Annotated in this window: 14 protein-coding genes; 8 read left to right on the forward strand and 6 right to left on the reverse strand. The window is 67.3% G+C overall.

The window, feature by feature from the left end:
- Positions 1-1599 carry a DNA-3-methyladenine glycosylase 2 family protein gene (locus ACSFB7_RS32715; RefSeq protein WP_435476499.1) on the reverse strand — a complete coding sequence of 533 codons (1599 nt, stop codon included), beginning with the start codon at positions 1597-1599 and terminating at the stop codon, positions 1-3.
- 110 nt (positions 1600-1709) lie between these two features.
- Here ACSFB7_RS32715 and ACSFB7_RS32720 point away from each other — a divergent pair, with 110 nt between their 5' ends.
- Together ACSFB7_RS32720 and ACSFB7_RS32725 are read left to right on the forward strand one after the other, a co-directional pair.
- Entirely contained in the window at positions 1710-3092 is a 1383-nt protein-coding gene (locus ACSFB7_RS32720) for a phosphomannomutase/phosphoglucomutase (protein WP_435476587.1), read from the forward strand.
- Between the two features lie 168 nt (positions 3093-3260).
- Complete coding sequence (locus ACSFB7_RS32725) at positions 3261-4643, forward strand: 3-deoxy-D-manno-octulosonic acid transferase (protein WP_435476500.1); 1383 nt, start codon at positions 3261-3263, stop codon at positions 4641-4643.
- Between the two features lie 129 nt (positions 4644-4772).
- Here ACSFB7_RS32725 and ACSFB7_RS32730 read toward each other — a convergent pair whose 3' ends face one another.
- The 4 genes from ACSFB7_RS32730 to ACSFB7_RS32745 form a co-directional block, all read right to left on the reverse strand.
- On the reverse strand, positions 4773-6317 hold the full coding sequence (locus tag ACSFB7_RS32730; protein ID WP_435476501.1) for a TolC family outer membrane protein: 1545 nt from the start codon (positions 6315-6317) through the stop codon (positions 4773-4775).
- Positions 6318-6339: 22 nt separating this feature from the next.
- On the reverse strand, positions 6340-6678 hold the full coding sequence (locus tag ACSFB7_RS32735; RefSeq protein ID WP_435476502.1) for a rhodanese-like domain-containing protein: 339 nt from the start codon (positions 6676-6678) through the stop codon (positions 6340-6342).
- Between the two features lie 16 nt (positions 6679-6694).
- Positions 6695-7372, reverse strand: a complete 678-nt coding sequence (locus ACSFB7_RS32740; protein WP_435476503.1) for a protein-L-isoaspartate O-methyltransferase family protein — start codon at positions 7370-7372, stop codon at positions 6695-6697.
- A gap of 89 nt (positions 7373-7461) precedes the next feature.
- Positions 7462-8139, reverse strand: a complete 678-nt coding sequence (locus tag ACSFB7_RS32745; protein WP_435476504.1) for a TetR/AcrR family transcriptional regulator — start codon at positions 8137-8139, stop codon at positions 7462-7464.
- Positions 8140-8240: 101 nt separating this feature from the next.
- On the opposite strand from ACSFB7_RS32745, the gene msrA reads away from it, so the two are divergent.
- From msrA to ACSFB7_RS32775, 6 genes are all read left to right on the forward strand, one after another.
- Positions 8241-8795, forward strand: a complete 555-nt coding sequence (gene msrA / locus ACSFB7_RS32750; protein WP_435476505.1) for a peptide-methionine (S)-S-oxide reductase MsrA — start codon at positions 8241-8243, stop codon at positions 8793-8795.
- Between the two features lie 19 nt (positions 8796-8814).
- The gene (locus ACSFB7_RS32755) at positions 8815-9204 is read left to right on the forward strand and encodes a hypothetical protein (RefSeq protein ID WP_435476506.1); all 390 of its coding nucleotides are present in this window, start codon (positions 8815-8817) and stop codon (positions 9202-9204) included.
- 78 nt (positions 9205-9282) lie between these two features.
- The gene (locus ACSFB7_RS32760) at positions 9283-11478 is read left to right on the forward strand and encodes a TonB-dependent receptor (RefSeq protein ID WP_435476507.1); all 2196 of its coding nucleotides are present in this window, start codon (positions 9283-9285) and stop codon (positions 11476-11478) included.
- Positions 11479-11486: 8 nt separating this feature from the next.
- Positions 11487-11873, forward strand: a complete 387-nt coding sequence (locus ACSFB7_RS32765) for a hypothetical protein (RefSeq protein WP_435476508.1) — start codon at positions 11487-11489, stop codon at positions 11871-11873.
- An 82-nt stretch (positions 11874-11955) separates the two neighbouring features.
- Positions 11956-14067, forward strand: a complete 2112-nt coding sequence (locus ACSFB7_RS32770) for a TonB-dependent receptor (RefSeq protein ID WP_435476509.1) — start codon at positions 11956-11958, stop codon at positions 14065-14067.
- A gap of 363 nt (positions 14068-14430) precedes the next feature.
- Positions 14431-15381 carry an AEC family transporter gene (locus tag ACSFB7_RS32775; protein WP_435476510.1) on the forward strand — a complete coding sequence of 317 codons (951 nt, stop codon included), beginning with the start codon at positions 14431-14433 and terminating at the stop codon, positions 15379-15381.
- 140 nt (positions 15382-15521) lie between these two features.
- On the opposite strand, the gene ACSFB7_RS32780 is transcribed toward ACSFB7_RS32775, so the two are convergent.
- Positions 15522-15893, reverse strand: a complete 372-nt coding sequence (locus ACSFB7_RS32780; RefSeq protein ID WP_435476511.1) for a hypothetical protein — start codon at positions 15891-15893, stop codon at positions 15522-15524.
- Between the last annotated feature and the right edge of the window lie 22 nt (positions 15894-15915).

The following is a 15915-nucleotide window of genomic DNA, read 5'->3' on the forward strand; positions in this document are numbered from 1 at the left end:
TCAGGCGGTGAGGCCTGCCGTGGTGATGAGGGGAGATTCGGTGGCAGCCACCGGTTCGGTGGCAACCGTCGAAGGCGAGGGCGCATGCCAGGCGCGCAGCACCGCATAGCTGCGCCAGGGCCGCCAGGCCTGCGAGGCTTCGCTGGCCGCGCGTGCGGTGGTGACGCCCAGCGCCTTCTGCAGCGCGACGTCGCCAGCCGGGAAGGCGTCGGGCCAGCGCAGGGCCCGCATCGCGATGTATTGCGCGGTCCAGGCACCGATGCCGGGCAGCTCCTGCAGCGCCGCGATGGTCGATGGCACGTCGGCCCCCGCATGCAGGGCCAGCTTGCCGGCGGCGACTTCGCGGGCGATGGCCTGCAGGGCGGTCTGCCGCTGGCGCACGATGCCGAGCTGGCCCAGCGCATCGCCGCTTGCTGCCGCAATGGTGGCGGGCGTGGGAAACAACCGGTTCAGGCCTTCGACGGGCGTGGCGATGGTTTCTCCGAAGGCCTCGACTAGCCGCGAGCCCAGCGTGCGCGCCGCAGCCACCGTGATCTGCTGGCCCAGCACCGCGCGCACCGCCAACTCGAAGCCGTCGACCGTGCCCGGCACGCGCAGCCCGTCACCGTGCGGAAAGGCCGCATGCAGCGCGGCGTTGATCGCCATCGGCTCGGCATCGAGGTCGAACATGGCGCGTGCGCGGCTGATCACGATGGGCAGCACCGCCGCGAGCGAATCGCTCACCGACAGCAGCATCTGCTCGCGCTCGATGTCGAAGCGCAGTTGCAGCCAGCCGGCGTGCGTCTGTCCGCCTTGCTGCACGCGCAGGGTGCGGGCGAGCTTTACATAGGTGGGCGTGCTGCCCTTGGCGGGCTCCTTGCCGTCCGCTGTCGAGGCGACTTCGACACCGCGCAGCGCCCGGCGCGCGAAGAAGGCGAGCATGGCGTGGGTGTCGTAGGGCGGACGAAAGCCCAGCCGCACCTCGATTGCCTTGCCTTCGCCACCCTCGGCGGTGGTGCCGCCGGCGCGACGCAGCGCGCTCGGGTTGAGCCCGTAGTGCTCGACAAAGGCCGCATTGAAACGGCGCACGCTGGCGAAGCCGCTGGCCAGGGCCACCTGGGTCATCGGCAGCCGTGTGTCGGCGATGAGCTGCTTGGCGGCCAGCAGGCGGCGCGTCTGCAGGTACTGCAATGGGGACACGCCGAACTGGGCCTCGAAGATGCGCCGCAGATGGCGGTCGCTCACGCCCAGCCGCGCCGCGATCTGCGCAGCGCCGGGGCCGTCTTCGGACCACGCATCGGGTTCGTCGATCAGCCGGGCCGCCTGCAGCGCCAGGATGCGCGAGGCGTCTTCGGTCGACCAACTGGCCGCGCGCGGCGCCAGTTCGGGCCGGCAGCGCAGGCAGGGACGAAAGCCCGCTGCCTCGGCCTGGGCCGCGTGGCGGAAGAACCGGCAGTTCTCGCGCCGCGGCAGCTTCACGCGGCAGACCGGCCGGCAATAGATGCCGGTGGAAGTCACGGCGGTGAAGAACGACCCGTCGAAGCGCGCATCGTGCGTCTTCATCGCCAGGTAGCAGGCGTCGCTCTCGAGCGCTTCAGTGGGGGCGTGGGTGGTAGGCATGGGCAAATGATACGGTTTCGACTCGTTTCAACTGGCCGTTTTCGGACATGTGGGCCCGTAGAGCGTTGCCTACAATGCCCCGTTCCAAATACAACAGGGAAACGCCCTTCATGCAGCTCAGCGCGTCGATCTTCAAGGCCTATGACATTCGTGGCGTCGTGCCCGTCACCCTCGACGCCGAGGTTGCTGAAGCACTCGGGCGGGCGTTCGGCAGCGCTGCACGCGCCGCCGGCGAAAAGTCCGTGGCCGTGGGGCGCGATGGCCGCCTGTCGGGCCCCGCGCTGGTCGAAGCACTGATCAAGGGCCTGGTGGCCACCGGCATCGAAGTGATCGACGTGGGCGCGGTCACCACCCCGCTGCTGTACTTCGCGGCCCACACGCTGGCCTCCAGCGGTATCCAGGTCACGGGCAGCCACAACCCCAAGGACTACAACGGCTTCAAGATGGTGCTGGCCGGCCGCGCGATCTACGGCGACGAGATCCAGGGCCTGCGCAGGACCATGGAAGACGGCAGCGCCAAGCTCGCCCCCGGCGGCAGCGTGCGCAAGGTCGACGTGACCGATGCCTATGTCAAGCGCATTGCCGGCGACATCAAGCTGGCCCGACCCATGAAGATCGTGGTCGATTCCGGCAACGGCATCGCGGGCGCCACGGCCCCAGCCATCTTCCGCGCCATCGGCTGCGAGGTGACCGAGCTGTTCAGCGAAGTCGACGGCGACTTCCCCAACCACCATCCCGATCCGAGCAAGCCCGAGAACCTCAAGGACCTGATGGCCGCGCTGGCATCGGGCGACGCCGAGCTGGGCCTGGCCTTCGACGGCGACGGCGACCGCCTGGGCATCGTCACCAAGGACGGCCAGAACATCTTCCCCGATCGCCAGATGCAACTCTTTGCACAGGATGTGCTGTCGCGCGTGCCGGGCGGCACCATCATCTTCGACGTGAAGTGCTCGCAGCGCCTGGCACCGGCCATCGAGGCCGCGGGCGGCGTGCCGATGATCTTCAAGACCGGCCATTCGCTCATCAAGGCGAAGATGAAGGAAATCGATTCGCCGCTGGGCGGCGAGATGAGCGGCCACATCTTCTTCAAGGAGCGCTGGTTCGGCTTCGACGACGGCACCTATGCGGGCTGCCGCCTGCTCGAAATCCTGAGCAAGAGCCCGGATGCGAGCGCCGTGCTCAACGCGCTGCCCACCAGCTTCTCGACGCCCGAACTCAACGTGGCCTGCGCCGAAGGCGAGCCGCATGCGGTCGTCGACAAGCTCGTCAAGGGCGCGAGCTTCGCGGCCCCCGCCAAGGTCTCGACCATCGACGGCCTGCGCGTGGATTGGCCCGATGGTTTCGGCCTGATCCGCGCTTCCAACACCACACCCGTGCTGGTGCTGCGCTTCGAAGGCCAGACCGACGCGGCGCTCAAGCGCATCGAAACCGAGATGCTGGCGCTGCTGCGAACGGTCAAGCCCGACGCCAAGCTGGCCGAAGCTTCACACTGAACAGGATGACCCCCAGTCTTCGCGCACTTCGTGTCGCTACGCCAACCCCCTTCCAGGGGGCGATACCAGTGGCCCGGCAAAGCCGGTTCCACGGTATCCCTGGCGCAGAGGGCCGCTCCGGTTTCACGCGTTGCGAGCTTCGCCATCGCGTGATGGAGCGTTAAGCCCGTGCGTTCTATCTTGTTGCGCCTGTACGGCGCCTTCACCACCGTTGTGCAACCCCTGGTGCGCCGCAAGTTGCGGCGCAGGGCGCAGGCCGAGCCCGGCTATGGCGTCGCCGTCGAGGAGCGCTTCGGCCATTACGACGAGAGCATCACGGGCAATGCCCAATGCTGGGTGCACGCCGTCTCGCTCGGCGAAACGCGCGCCGCCGCCATCCTGATCGCCGAGTTGCGTCGGCAGTACCCGGGCGTGCCGATCCTGCTCACGCATGGCACCGCGACCGGCCGGGAAGAGGGCGCCAAGCTGCTCGAGCCGGGCGACACGCAGGTCTGGCAGCCGTGGGACACGCCCGGTGCCGTGGCGCGTTTTCTCGACAAGTTCCAGCCGCAGATCGGCGTGCTGATGGAAACCGAGGTCTGGCCCGAGATGGCCGCGGCCTGTGCCGAACGCCGCATCCCGCTGGTGCTGGCCAACGCGCGGCTCAACGAAAAATCGCTGGCTGCGGCCGAGCGGCTTGCATGGTTGGCGCGGCCCGCGTATTCGGCGCTCACCGCCGTGTGGGCGCAGACCGAAGCCGACGCGCACCGTCTGGTGTCGCTCGGTGCCAAGGTGGCCGGCATCTACGGCAACCTGAAGTTCGACGCCACGCCCGACACGCGGCAACTGGCCACGGCGGTGTCGCTGCGCGAGCACCTGCCCCGGCCGATGGTCGTTCTTGCCAGCTCGCGCGACGGTGAAGAGCGGATGCTGCTCGAAGTGCTCAAGCGCTTCGGTGCGACCTCGCCCGTGCCGCCCGAGCAGGGCGCGATCCGCTCGATCGCCAAGCGGGTGCACGACGTGCAATGGATGATCGTGCCGCGCCATCCGCAACGTTTCGATGAAGTGGCGGCGCTGATCGAGGCCGAAGGCTTCGCGGTCGCGCGCCGCAGCGCGGCGGGCCAGCCGAACGATGCCGAGATCTGGCTGGGCGACTCGCTCGGTGAAATGGCGCTGTACTACGGCCTGGCCGACGTGGCGCTGCTGGGTGGCAGCTTCGAGCCGCTGGGTGGCCAGAACCTGATCGAGCCGGCGGCCTGCGGCTGTCCCGTGATCATGGGGCCGTCGACCTTCAACTTCGCGGAGGCGGCGCAACTGTCGCTCGCTGCGGGCGCATCGCTGCGTGTCGAAGGCATGGAGCAGGCGGTGACGGCGGCGCTGAAGCTGGTCGAGAACCCCGAGCGGCGCGCTGTGATGGCGCAGGCCGCGCTGGCGTTTTCGTCGTCGAACCGCGGGGCGGCGGAACGTACCGCTGCTGCGGTGCTGGCGATTGCGCAGGCCGCCGAGCCGGTGGCAACTGCCAGCGCACCGCTTGAAAACGAGCCACCCAGAGCAGAACCCACGCTGGACTGATCGGCCCTTGTCTTTGCTCCTTCCCCTTCCGGGGGAAGGTTGGGATGGGGGCTCGACGGCGCTGGCGATGGAAACACCGCTGGCCCCCACCCCGGCCCTCCCCCGGAAGGGGAGGGAGAAAACCGAGCCTCAGCGCACCGGCGGATTCAGGATCACCGGCGGCACAGGCGCCGAAGGCATCACAGGCGCAGGCGGATTGAACGGCTGCACCGGCACCGGCGGAATCACCGGAATGCTCGGTGGCGTGACCGGCACGTAAGGCGCAGGCACGCGGTCCGGCGTCGACGTGATCGCCGCAGGCACAGCCGGCGTGCTGCCATTGCTTGCCAGTGTCGCGTTGATTGCATTCATGTCGTCGGTCGTCAGCGTGCCGTTGGCCTGGCGCAGCTTCAGGTTGCCCAGCAGCACGTTGTAGCGCGCCTGCGCAAGGTCGCGCTTGGTCTGGAACAACTGGCTCTGCGAATTCAGCACGTCGATGTTGATGCGCACGCCCACCTGGTAGCCCAGCTTGTTGGCATCGAGCGCGCTCTGGCTCGAAGCCTCGGCCGCTTCCAGCGCCTTGACCTGCCCCGCGCCCGACACCAGCCCGAGGTAGGCCGCGCGCGTGGCCTGCGCCACGCTGCGCTGGGTGCCGTCGAGCACGCTGCGCGACTGGTCTTCGAGTGCCAGCGTTTCCTTGATGCGGTTCTCGGTGGCGAAGCCGGCGAACAGCGGCAGGTTGAAGGTCACGCCCACGGTGGCCGCGTTGACGCGCGTGCCGACCGCGCTGGTGCTGGTGCCCGTGGGATTGCGCGTGACGTTGTAGCCCAGGTTCGCGTCGAGCGTGGGCTTGTGCCCGGCCTGGGCCTTCTGCACTTCGAGCCCGGCCACATCGAGGCCAAGGCGGGCTTGCCGGATCGCCGGATGCACGTCGTTGGCCTGCGCGACCCAGGCGTTGATGTCCGCCGGCAGCGCGGTCGGCAGCACGACCGGCACCGCCAGCGGCACCGGCACGCTGCCGGGGCGGCCGACCAGTTGGTCGAGCACGATCTTCTTGACCTGCAGGTCGTTCTCGGCCGCGATCTCTTGGGCGATCACGAGGTCGTAGCGGGCCTGGGCCTCGCGCGAATCGGTGATGGTCGAGGTGCCGACCTCGAAGTTGCGCTTGGCCGACGCAAGCTGCTCCGCCACGGCAACTTTTTGCGCGCGCACCAGCGCCAGGCTGTCCTGGCTCGCGAGCACGTCGAAGTAGGCCTGGCTCACGCGCACGATCAGGTCCTGCTCGGCGATGGTGAGCACTGCCTGCGCAATATCGGCCTGTCGCTTGCCCTGCTCGTAGGTGGCCCAGTTGGCAGGGCGATACAGCGGCTGCGTGGCGTTGATGCCCACGTTCTGCGTGTTGAAGTCGCGCGGCGTGGTGCCCCGGTTGTTGCCCGTGAGGGTGTCGATTTCGAGGTCGGTGCGCGTCACGCCGGCGGTGAGCCCCACGGCGGGCAGGATGCCGGCCTTGGCCTGCGCGGCGCGCGCCACGTTCGCTTCGTACTGGGCCCGCGCGCCCTGGTAGGTGGCGTCGTAGCCGCGGGCGGCTTCATAGAGTGCGTTCAGTGTCTGGCCCTGGGCCGGCAGTGCGAGCAGTGAAGCGATGGCGCTTGCGAGTGCTGCGGAAAGGGGCAGAAGCCGGAGCCTTGGAGGCATTGAACGTCCTTGAAGAGAGAAGCTAGTAGCGCGGCACGGAAGGGTCGTGCTGCGAAGACCAGGCGTCGATGCCGCCCGCCACGTTGGCGAGCTGGTCAAAGCCGTTCTGGTTCAGGAAGGCGGCCACGCGCTGGCTGCGCGCGCCGTGGTGGCACAGGCAGGCGATGCGATGGCCCTCGCCCAGTTCGGCCAGCCGCCCGGGAATCTCGTTCATCGGGATCGCGACCAGCGTGAAGCCCTGGGGCACGACGCTCGCCGTCTGCAGTTCCCAGGGCTCGCGCACGTCGAGCAGCACGGGGGCGGCGTCGGCGTCCTGGGCGAACCAGGCGGCAAGGTCGGCGGGGCGGACTTGGTCGATCATTCGGTGGACCGCCCGCTCAGAACGAGAAGCGCGAAGGCTCGGGGAAGTTCAGCAGGCGCGGTGCCACGATGTCCCAGGGCTGGATGGTTTCCCACTTGCTTTCGCTCACGCGGGTGACGAAGTGGGCGCGCATCATCGGCTCTTCGCCGACGATGGCCGACAGGCGGCCGCCGACCTTGAGCGAACCCAGCAGGTTCTGCGGAATGCGGGCAACCGAGCCGCTCAGCACGATCACGTCGAAGCTGGGGCCGCTGGCCAGGGGCACGGCGCCGTCGGCATGGCGCACTTCGACGTTGGTCACGCCGTTCTCGCGCAGCGTCTGCGCGGCGCGGGCGGCCAGCACGGGGTTGATTTCAAGCGACAGCACCTGGGCGGCGCGGGCGCCGAGCAGGGCGGCCATGAAGCCGGAACCGGTGCCGATTTCAAGCACCGACTCGTGCTTTTGAATATGCAGGTCTTGCAGCGTGCGGGCTTCGACCTTGGGCGAGAGCATGAACTCGCCGGGCACGGAGCCGTCGAGCAGGGGCAGTTCCATGTCGAAGAACGACAGCGTGCGGTGTTCTTCCGGCACGTAGTCCTCGCGGTGGATTTCGGCCAGCAGTTCGAGGATGTCCGTCTCCAGCACATCCCAGGGGCGGATCTGCTGTTCGATCATGTTGAAGCGCAAGCGCTCGAGGGTAGGGGTGGGGTTCATGGCGTGGCTTTCCTTGTGGGCTCAGGACAAACCTTCAATTTTAGGTTGCGCCGATGACACCCGCCGCCCGGTCGGCCATCCACGGCCTTTCATGCCTTGTCCCCGGCGCGCACGCTGAGCCCGTAAAGCACCGTTTCCGCCTGCGTGGCGAGGTACTTTTCAGGGTCGAGGGCGCTGTCGCCGTCGACGCAGACCATGGCCGAATGCTTCCAGAGCATGAGAAAGACCATGGGTGCCACCACCGAGTAGATGGCGTGGTCGACGTCGACCGGAGCGAATTCGCCGCGGTCGATGCCGCGCTGCAGGATGCGCCGCAGCAGCACGTGGCCGGGGCGCACCACCTGCTGCCGGTAGAACTCCGCCAGCTCGGGGAAATTGGCGCCTTCGCACACCATCAGCTTGGTCAGGCCCGAAGCCTTGGTCATGCCGACGCGTTCCCACCAGACTTTCATGCAGTAGCGCAGCATTTCGGCCGATGTGCCCTCGAAGGCCTCGAATTCGGCGTTCCACTCGGTGAAACGGCCGCCGAGGCTTTCCATCACCACCGCCTTGAACAGCTCTTCCTTGCTCGGAAAGTACAGAAAGAGGGTGCCCTTGGACACGCCGGCGCGGGCCGCTACTTCCTCGGAGCGGGTGGCGGCAAAGCCTTTTTCCACGAACAGGTCGAGCGCGGCCGCGAGCAATTCGCCGGGGCGCGCCTCTTTGCGGCGCTCGCGCTTGGCGCGGACCGGGCAGATCTTGTCGACGAAGGAGCGGGGCGTGGGCATGTTTTTAATGACTGGCGGGTTAGTAATGTAGTGACCGGCATCCGGCACGTCAAGCCGCGACAATATCGGGTTCGCTTTTTTCCAACCTCCGGAGCCGTGCCATGACCCCCTCATCGTCGCCCAACGAAACCATCGTGATCGGTGGTGGCTGCTTCTGGTGCACCGAAGCGGTGTTCGACCGGGTGCAGGGCGTGGTCGACGTCGAATCGGGCTATTGCAACGGCCAAGTCGTCAACCCGACCTACGAACAGGTCTGCACCGGCCGCACCGGACATGCCGAGGTGGTGAAGCTCGAATTCGATCCCGCGCAGATCAGCCTGCGCGAGATTCTCGAAATCTTCTTCGTCGTGCACGACCCCACAACGCTCAACCGCCAGGGCAACGACGCCGGCACCCAGTACCGCAGCGGCATCTACTACACGAGCGATGCGCAAAAGCAGGTGGCGCAAGACGTCATCCGCGAGATCGAGGCCAGCAAGACCTACCACTCGCCCGTGGTGACCGAGGTGGCGCCGCTCGCCAACTACTCCACCGCCGAGGCCTACCACCAGGACTACTTCCTGAACAACCCGAACCAGGGCTACTGCGCATTCGTCGTGGGCCCCAAGGTCGAGAAGTTCCAGAAGACCTTCGCCTCGCGCGTCAAGAAGAGCTGAGCCTTCGGCCCTGCATCCCGTGCACATCGCCCGTCCAGCCTCCACCCGTTCGTCGCGCGCGTTCATCATCGCGCTGGCGCTCGCGCTGTGGATCGCCGGCACGCTGGGGGTGATGCACCGGTCGCTGCACGTTCCCGGCCTTGCCAAGGCTGCGGCGGCTGTGCAGGCGACGTCGCCAGGCGGCGTGCACAAGCATGCGGACCACGGCCTGGGCAGCCTGTTCGGCGAACACACCGACGCCGAATGCCGCCTGTACGACCAACTCGAGCACGGCTCCACCGCACCCGGCGTGCCGCTGGTGGTGCTGCCGATCCTGCTGCCGTCGGCCACCTTCGCCTATCTGCAGGGCGAGGCCATCGCCCGCTGGATCGCGCTGTTCGACGCGCGCGGTCCGCCTTCCACTCGCTGAATCCCCCCGTGTTCCGGCTGCCACGTCCGCTTTGCGCGGGCGGAGGCAGATCGTTCATCGATTCAACGAGTGCCCATCATGATTCCCAATTTCCGTCGCAATGCCGTTGGCATTGCCGTTCTTTCGCTACTGTCCTGGCCGGCCTTCGCCCAGGATGCAAGCCCCCCGGTTTCCGCGCCCACCGCCGACACCACCACCACGGTCGAGCCGGCCACCGCGCTCGGCACGCTGTCGACGGTGGAAATCCAGTCCGAGCGCCTGAAGAAAGCGCGCATGGAGCTTTCGCCCGAGGTCGGCGCCACCGTCTACCGCATCGACCGCGCAGCCATCGACGCACTCGGCAAGGGTGACGCCACCCCGCTCGACGACGTGCTGCTCACGCTGCCCGGCGTGGCCAAGGACTCCAAGGCCTCCGGCTCGCTGCATGTGCGCGACGACCACGGCAACGTGCAGTACCGCGTCAACGGCGTGCAACTGCCCGAGGGCATCTCGGGCTTCGGCCAGTCGCTGGACACGCGCTACATCGACTCGGTCAACTTCCTCACCGGCGCCTTGCCCGCGCAGTACGGCCTGCGCACCGCGGGCGTGGTCGACATCCAGACCAAGCAGGGCTTCGGCAAACCCGGCGGCTCGCTCGGCTTCACCTTCGGCAGCCACAACACGCTGGAAGAAAACGGATCGATCTACGGCACCAAGGGCAACCTCAGTTATTACCTGTCGGGCAGCCTGGTCTCCAACACCAACGGCATCGAGAACCCGCAGCCGACGCTGAATGCGCAGAACGACCGCACGCGGCAGGGCAAGACCTTCGGCAACCTGTCCTATTACCTCGATGCGGACACGCGCGTGGGCCTGATGTTCGGCACCTACAACGGCAAGTTCCAGATCCCGACGAATCCGAACCAGGCGCCGGCTTTCTCGCTGGCCGGCTACAGCGACCTGGGCACGGGCTTCAATGCGCTGCCTTCGTCCAACGTGCGCGAGCGCCAGACCGAGGCCACCCGCTTCGTGGCGCTGTCGTTCCAGAAGACGGTGGGCGCACTGGACTACCAGGTCTCGGCCTTCCACCAGTACTCGAACCTGCACTACATCCCCGACGGAGCGGGCGACCTGATCTACAACGGCGTGGCCTCCGACACCCTGCGCTCCAACTCGTCGAACGGCCTGCAGGCCGATGCGTCGTACAAGGCCAGCGACAGCCACACGCTGCGCTTCGGCGGCGCCTACACGCGGCAGACCACGCGCAGCATCAATGCGGTGAACGTGTTCCCGGTCGACGACAGCGGCGCGCAGGTCGGCAACACGCCGATGCTGATCAACGACAACTCCAGCAAGGTCGGCCAGCTTGCCAGCCTGTATGTGCAGGACGAATGGCGCATCGATCCGAAGCTGACCTTCAACTACGGCCTGCGCTACGACAGCGTCGATGCGTTCACCAAGGAGCACCAGTGGAGCCCGCGCCTGAACCTCGCGTACAAGCTGTCGGACGACACCGCGCTGCACGCGGGCTATGCGCGCTACTTCACGCCGCCGCCGCAGGAGCTGGCGTCGCAGCAGAGCATCAACCTGTACGCGGGCACCACCAACCAGCCCGCGGTGCCGACTTCTGACCCGGTAAAGGCGGAGCGCACCCACTACTTCGACCTGGGCGTGGACCACAAGGTGAACGCCAACCTGTCGCTGTCGGCCGATGTCTACTACAAGAACATCACCAACCTGCTCGACGAAGGCCAGTTCGGCCAGGCGCTGATCCTGTCGCCCTTCAACTACGACAAGGGCTTCGCGCGCGGGCTGGAGCTGTCGGCGCGCTACAACGACGAGCACTGGTCGGCCTACGCCAACTTCGCCTACCAGAAGGCGATGGGCAAGGACATCGTGTCGAGCCAGTCGCTGTTCGGCACCGACGAGCTGGCCTACATCGCCAACCACTATGTGTACCTGGACCACGACCAGACCTACACGCTGTCGGGCGGCGCCAGCTACCGCTTCGGCGACAACCAGGTCAGCGGCGACCTGATCTTCGGCAGCGGCCTGCGCCGCACGCCCGACGGCGGCGCGCCCAACAGCGCCGCGCTGCCGCACTACGCGGTGGTCAATGCCGCCTATTCGCACACCTGGAAGGATGCGTCGGGCGGTGACATCGTCGGGCGCATCGCCGTGTTGAACCTGTTCGACAAGAGCTACCTGCTGCGCGACGGCACGGGCGTCGGCGTGGGCGCGCCGCAGTACGGCACGCGGCGCAGCCTGTACGTGAGCATGACCACGCACTTCTGACCCACCGCATGATGATGAACCCGAGGCTGTCGCGCACCGTCGCCTTCGCACTGCTTGTCGCGGTGTGGATGGCGTCGACGCTCGGCCTCGTGCATGCCACGCTGCACATGCCGGGCGACCGCGGCTGGGCCGTGGCGGCCGGGCGCACGGCCGTGGCCGCCAAGGCCACGGCCTCCCTGCAACGGCATGACGGGTTGTATGCGCTGTTCGGCGACAAGACCGATGCCGAATGCCGGCTGTACGACCAGTTGGCGCACGGCTTCAGCGCGCCGGGCGTGCCGCTGGTGGTGTTGCCGATGCTGCTGCCGTCGGCCACCTTCGCCTACCTGCAGGGCGAAGCCGTTTCTCGTTGGATCGTGCTGTTCGACGCACGCGGTCCGCCTGCCGCTCGCTGAATTTCTTCCTTTGTGTTCCGACTGCCGAACCCGTCTTGCACGGGGGCGGTGGATCGCCCATCGATTCAACGAGTGTCCATTCATGATTCCCAATTTCCGTCGCAACGCCATCGGCGTTGCCGTTCTTTCGCTCGCTGCTTTCGCGAGCGTTTCCCATGCGCAGACCCAGGGCGCTGCCCAGGCCCAGGCCCAGCCCGCTGACGCTTCGTCGAGCCTGCGCGAGGTCACCGTCACCGGCAACCCGCTCGGCGCCAGCGAACTGATCGCGCCGACCACCACGCTGTCGGGCGACAAGCTGCTGCTGCGCTCCGAATCGACGCTCGGCGAAACGCTCAACAACCTGCCCGGCGTGAGCAGCAGCTACTTCGGCCCCAACGCGAGCCGCCCGATCATTCGCGGACAGGACGGCGACCGCATCCGCATCCTGCAGAACGGCGGCGGCGCACCCGACGCCTCGGCGCTGAGCTACGACCATGCGGTGCCGGTCGATGCACTGGTCACCGAGCGCATCGAAGTGCTGCGCGGCCCCTCGGCGCTGCAGTACGGCGGCAGCGCGGTCGGCGGCGTGGTCAACGTGATCGACAACCGCATTCCGACCGAACCGATCAACGGCTTCGGCGGCCGCGCCGACCTGGGCTATGCCACCGGCAACAAGGAGAAGAACGGCGGCGTGGTGCTCGAAGGCGGCAACGACCGCTTCGCAGTGCACGTCGACGCCTTCAAGCGCGACTCGAAAGACGCGTCGGTGCCCATCGACCTGAACTGCGAGAAGCCCGGCTCGCCCTGGCGCGCACGCAAGATCTGCAACTCGGCCAACGAGGCGCACGGCGGCGCGATCGGCGGCACGCTGTTCTTCGACCAGGGCTACATCGGCGCATCGGTCGCCACCTACCGCAGCACCTACGGCACCGTGGCCGAGGACGACGTGACCATCGGCATGAAGTCCGACCGCTACGCGCTGGAAGGTGAGTGGCGCCCGGGCGGCATCATCCGCAGCGTCCACGCCAAGCTCAGCCACACCAACTACCGCCACACCGAGTTCGAGGGCAGCCAGCCCGGCACGAAGTTCTCGAACATGAGCAACGACCTGCGCATCGAGGCGCGCCACGAGAAGATCGGCAACTTCGAAGGCCTGGTCGGCTTCAGCAGCGAGACCAACCGCTTCGCCGCCGACGGCGAGGAGGCCTTTGCGCCGCACAGCCGCACGCGCTCGAACGCGCTGTTCCTGTACGAGGAGTACGGCACCTCGTGGGGTCGGCTGAGCTTCGGTGCGCGCACCGAGAAGGTCCGCATCCGCTCGCTGGGCTACCCGGACGATCCGACCGTCACGCGCTTCGCGATTGGCGAGCGCACCTTCAATCCGCACAGCGCGGCTTTTGGTGCGTTGGTCAACCTTGCGCCGCAGTGGCAACTGACCTCGAACCTTGCCTACACCGAGCGCGCACCCAAGGACTACGAACTGCTCGCCAACGGCCCGCACGTGGCCACGGCCGCATGGGAAGTGGGCGACCCGAACCTGAAGAAGGAAAAGTCCACAGGCTTCGACCTCGGGGCGCAGTGGAAGTCGGGCGCCAACACGGCCCGCGTCAACGCGTACGTCACGCGCTTCAGCAACTACATCGGCCTGACCGCATCGGGCCGCACGCTTGACAAGGAAGGCCAGGTGGTGAACGACCCCGAGGTGACCGACACGCTGGCCGAGTACCTCTACAGCGGCGTGCGTGCGCGCTTCACCGGCATCGAGGCCAGCGGCAATCTGCGGCTGCTGGGCACCGAAGGTTTCGCGCGGATGGGCGACGCGTCCACGCTCGATCTGGAATGGCGCGGCGACATCGTGCGCGCGAAGAACCTCGACACCGGCGAGCCACTGCCGCGCATCGCGCCGCTGCGTGTGGGTGCGACGCTGGTTTATGGCAACGGCCCGTGGGGCGCGCGCTTCGGCTTCGACTACAACGCGGCGCAGCATCGCGTGCCGTCTGTCGGCGCACGGGAGACGGATGCGTACACGCTGTGGAATGCGGCGATCACCTACCGCATGAAGGTGCAGCGCGCCAACCTGACCTGGTATGCGCGCATGGACAACATCACGAACAAGCTGGCGTACAGCCCGACGTCGATTCTGACGACGACTGTGTATCCGAATGCGCCGTTGCAGGGGCGGTCGCTGAAGGTCGGGTTGCGCGTGACGTTCTGATCTGTGTTTTGTGAGCGCTGCCGTTCAGGGCGTCGCTCACGCCGACACGGTGCTCTTTTTCGCGAATGTCCCCCGCTTCGCTCCTCCTTTATTTCGCGAAAAAGAGCCCCGTATCGGCGCGAGCGCTCAGAGCACTGGTTGATCAGCGATCACCAGCAGCATGCCCTGTGCGAGTGACGCCGGGTGCTCCCCGCAGCGAAATAAAGGAGGAGGGGCGCGCAGCGCCCCGGGGGACATTCGCGGAGGGGAGCACCCGGTGTCATTCGCACACACCCTGAACAGCAGCCGCAAATCGAACAAGAGCGCCGAACAGGCGCCCCGAACGCACCCAGGAGCAAGACACCCCTCGACTATCCTCGCCGGGTGAATTCCTTCGTCATCTCCTCGCTCCTGCCCGTCGTCCTTCTCATCGCAGCGGGCTACCTCGCAGGCAGGCGCCGTTGGATCAGCGGCAATGCGGTCAAGGACCTGTCGAACCTCATCTTCCTGCTGCTCGCACCCGCATTGCTGTTCCGTGCCATGAGCACGGTGCACGTCGAGCAACTGAGCCTCAAGCCGGTCGCGGCGTACTTCATCGCCTCGGGCCTGCTGTTCGCGGGCACGCTCGCGTTGCGCGGCTTCAACCGCACGGCGGCCGTGATCGCGCTGGCCAATACCTACAGCAACACCGTGATGATCGGCATTGCCCTCATCGGCCTGGCCTATGGTGAAGAAGGCATGGTGGTGCTGCTCACATTGATCTCGCTGCACTCGCTGGTGCTGCTGACCAGCGCCACCGTCGTGCTCGAATTGGCCGTCGCGCGCGAACATGCAGTGGTCAGCGGCGCGGAAAAGCGCTCGATGGCCCACACCGTGCTGCGCGCCTTGCGCAACGCCATCATCCATCCCGTGCCGCTGCCGATCATCGCGGGCCTGCTGTTCGCACAGACCGGGCTCACGATGCCCGAAGTCATCGACAAGCCGATCCAGCTCCTCGGCCAGGCCTTCGGACCGGTGGCGCTGGTGATGGTGGGCATCACGCTTGCGCTCACGCCCATCGGGCGGCACTGGCGTGGCGCGCTGGTGCAGGCGCTGGTCAAGAACCTGCTGCATCCGCTGCTGGTGGCCGGCATCGGCTGGCTGCTCGGCGTGCGCGGCATGCCGCTCACCGTGATGGTGGTGGCGGCAGCACTGCCGATCGGCGCCAACGTGTTCCTGTTCTCGCAGCGCTACCGCACCGCCGAAGACCTGGTGACGGCCAGCGTCGCGGTGTCGACCGTGCTGGCGCTGGGCACGCTCACGCTGGTCATGGTCTGGGTGCAGTGGCTGCCCTGAGCCCTTCGGTTCTCTCTTCGTAGCGCGTCGCGAACTTTCGCCCTAGCGTGGTCCTTCGCGCGCCCTATGCCGTTCGGCAGGGTGGCCGTTTGGTGGGATGGCGCGCGGCGCTCGCGGCCCTACATTTGCCGGCTGATGATTTACCCGGCGCGCTCTTCGGCCCCTCCTGTGATGGCGTTGGTCGCGATGGTGATCGCGCTGCAATGCGCGCCCGCGCGGGCCGCTGCCGCCGATGCGAAGCCCTGCAGGACGCCGTGCCTGTCCGTCAACGTGCCACGCGAGCCGGCGGACAAGCCGGTCGAGAAAGCACCGGAGCCGGAGCCCAAGGCCCCGCCTGCGGCTGCAGCAGCACGGCCGGCCCCGAAGCCTCGGCCGCAAACCACGGCACAGGCCTCGACGGCATCGCAGGACGCGCAGAGGGAGCCCATCGCGAGAAGGCCCGCGCCCTCGAAGCGCTGCAGCGAGATCAACATGCGCGCCGCCGTCGGCGAGCCGCTGTCGGACCAGGACATGAAGACATTGAGGAACCAATGC

This window comes from Variovorax raffinosi (assembly GCF_051216615.1).
GTDB lineage: Bacteria > Pseudomonadota > Gammaproteobacteria > Burkholderiales > Burkholderiaceae_C > Variovorax.

Excerpts from the sequence above, each read along its gene's own strand:
- ACSFB7_RS32715 (WP_435476499.1), bottom strand. The coding sequence starts at position 1,599 with ATGCCTACCACCCACGCCCCCACTGAAGCGCTCGAGAGCGACGCCTGC.
- ACSFB7_RS32780 (WP_435476511.1), bottom strand. The coding sequence starts at position 15,893 with ATGTCCTGGTCCGACAGCGGCTCGCCGACGGCGGCGCGCATGTTGATC.
- ACSFB7_RS32740 (WP_435476503.1), bottom strand. The coding sequence starts at position 7,372 with ATGAACCCCACCCCTACCCTCGAGCGCTTGCGCTTCAACATGATCGAA.
- msrA (WP_435476505.1), top strand. The coding sequence starts at position 8,241 with ATGACCCCCTCATCGTCGCCCAACGAAACCATCGTGATCGGTGGTGGC.
- ACSFB7_RS32735 (WP_435476502.1), bottom strand. The coding sequence starts at position 6,678 with ATGATCGACCAAGTCCGCCCCGCCGACCTTGCCGCCTGGTTCGCCCAG.
- ACSFB7_RS32745 (WP_435476504.1), bottom strand. The coding sequence starts at position 8,139 with ATGCCCACGCCCCGCTCCTTCGTCGACAAGATCTGCCCGGTCCGCGCC.
- ACSFB7_RS32770 (WP_435476509.1), top strand. The coding sequence starts at position 11,956 with ATGATTCCCAATTTCCGTCGCAACGCCATCGGCGTTGCCGTTCTTTCG.
- ACSFB7_RS32720 (WP_435476587.1), top strand. The coding sequence starts at position 1,710 with ATGCAGCTCAGCGCGTCGATCTTCAAGGCCTATGACATTCGTGGCGTC.
- ACSFB7_RS32730 (WP_435476501.1), bottom strand. The coding sequence starts at position 6,317 with ATGCCTCCAAGGCTCCGGCTTCTGCCCCTTTCCGCAGCACTCGCAAGC.
- ACSFB7_RS32760 (WP_435476507.1), top strand. The coding sequence starts at position 9,283 with ATGATTCCCAATTTCCGTCGCAATGCCGTTGGCATTGCCGTTCTTTCG.
- ACSFB7_RS32765 (WP_435476508.1), top strand. The coding sequence starts at position 11,487 with ATGATGATGAACCCGAGGCTGTCGCGCACCGTCGCCTTCGCACTGCTT.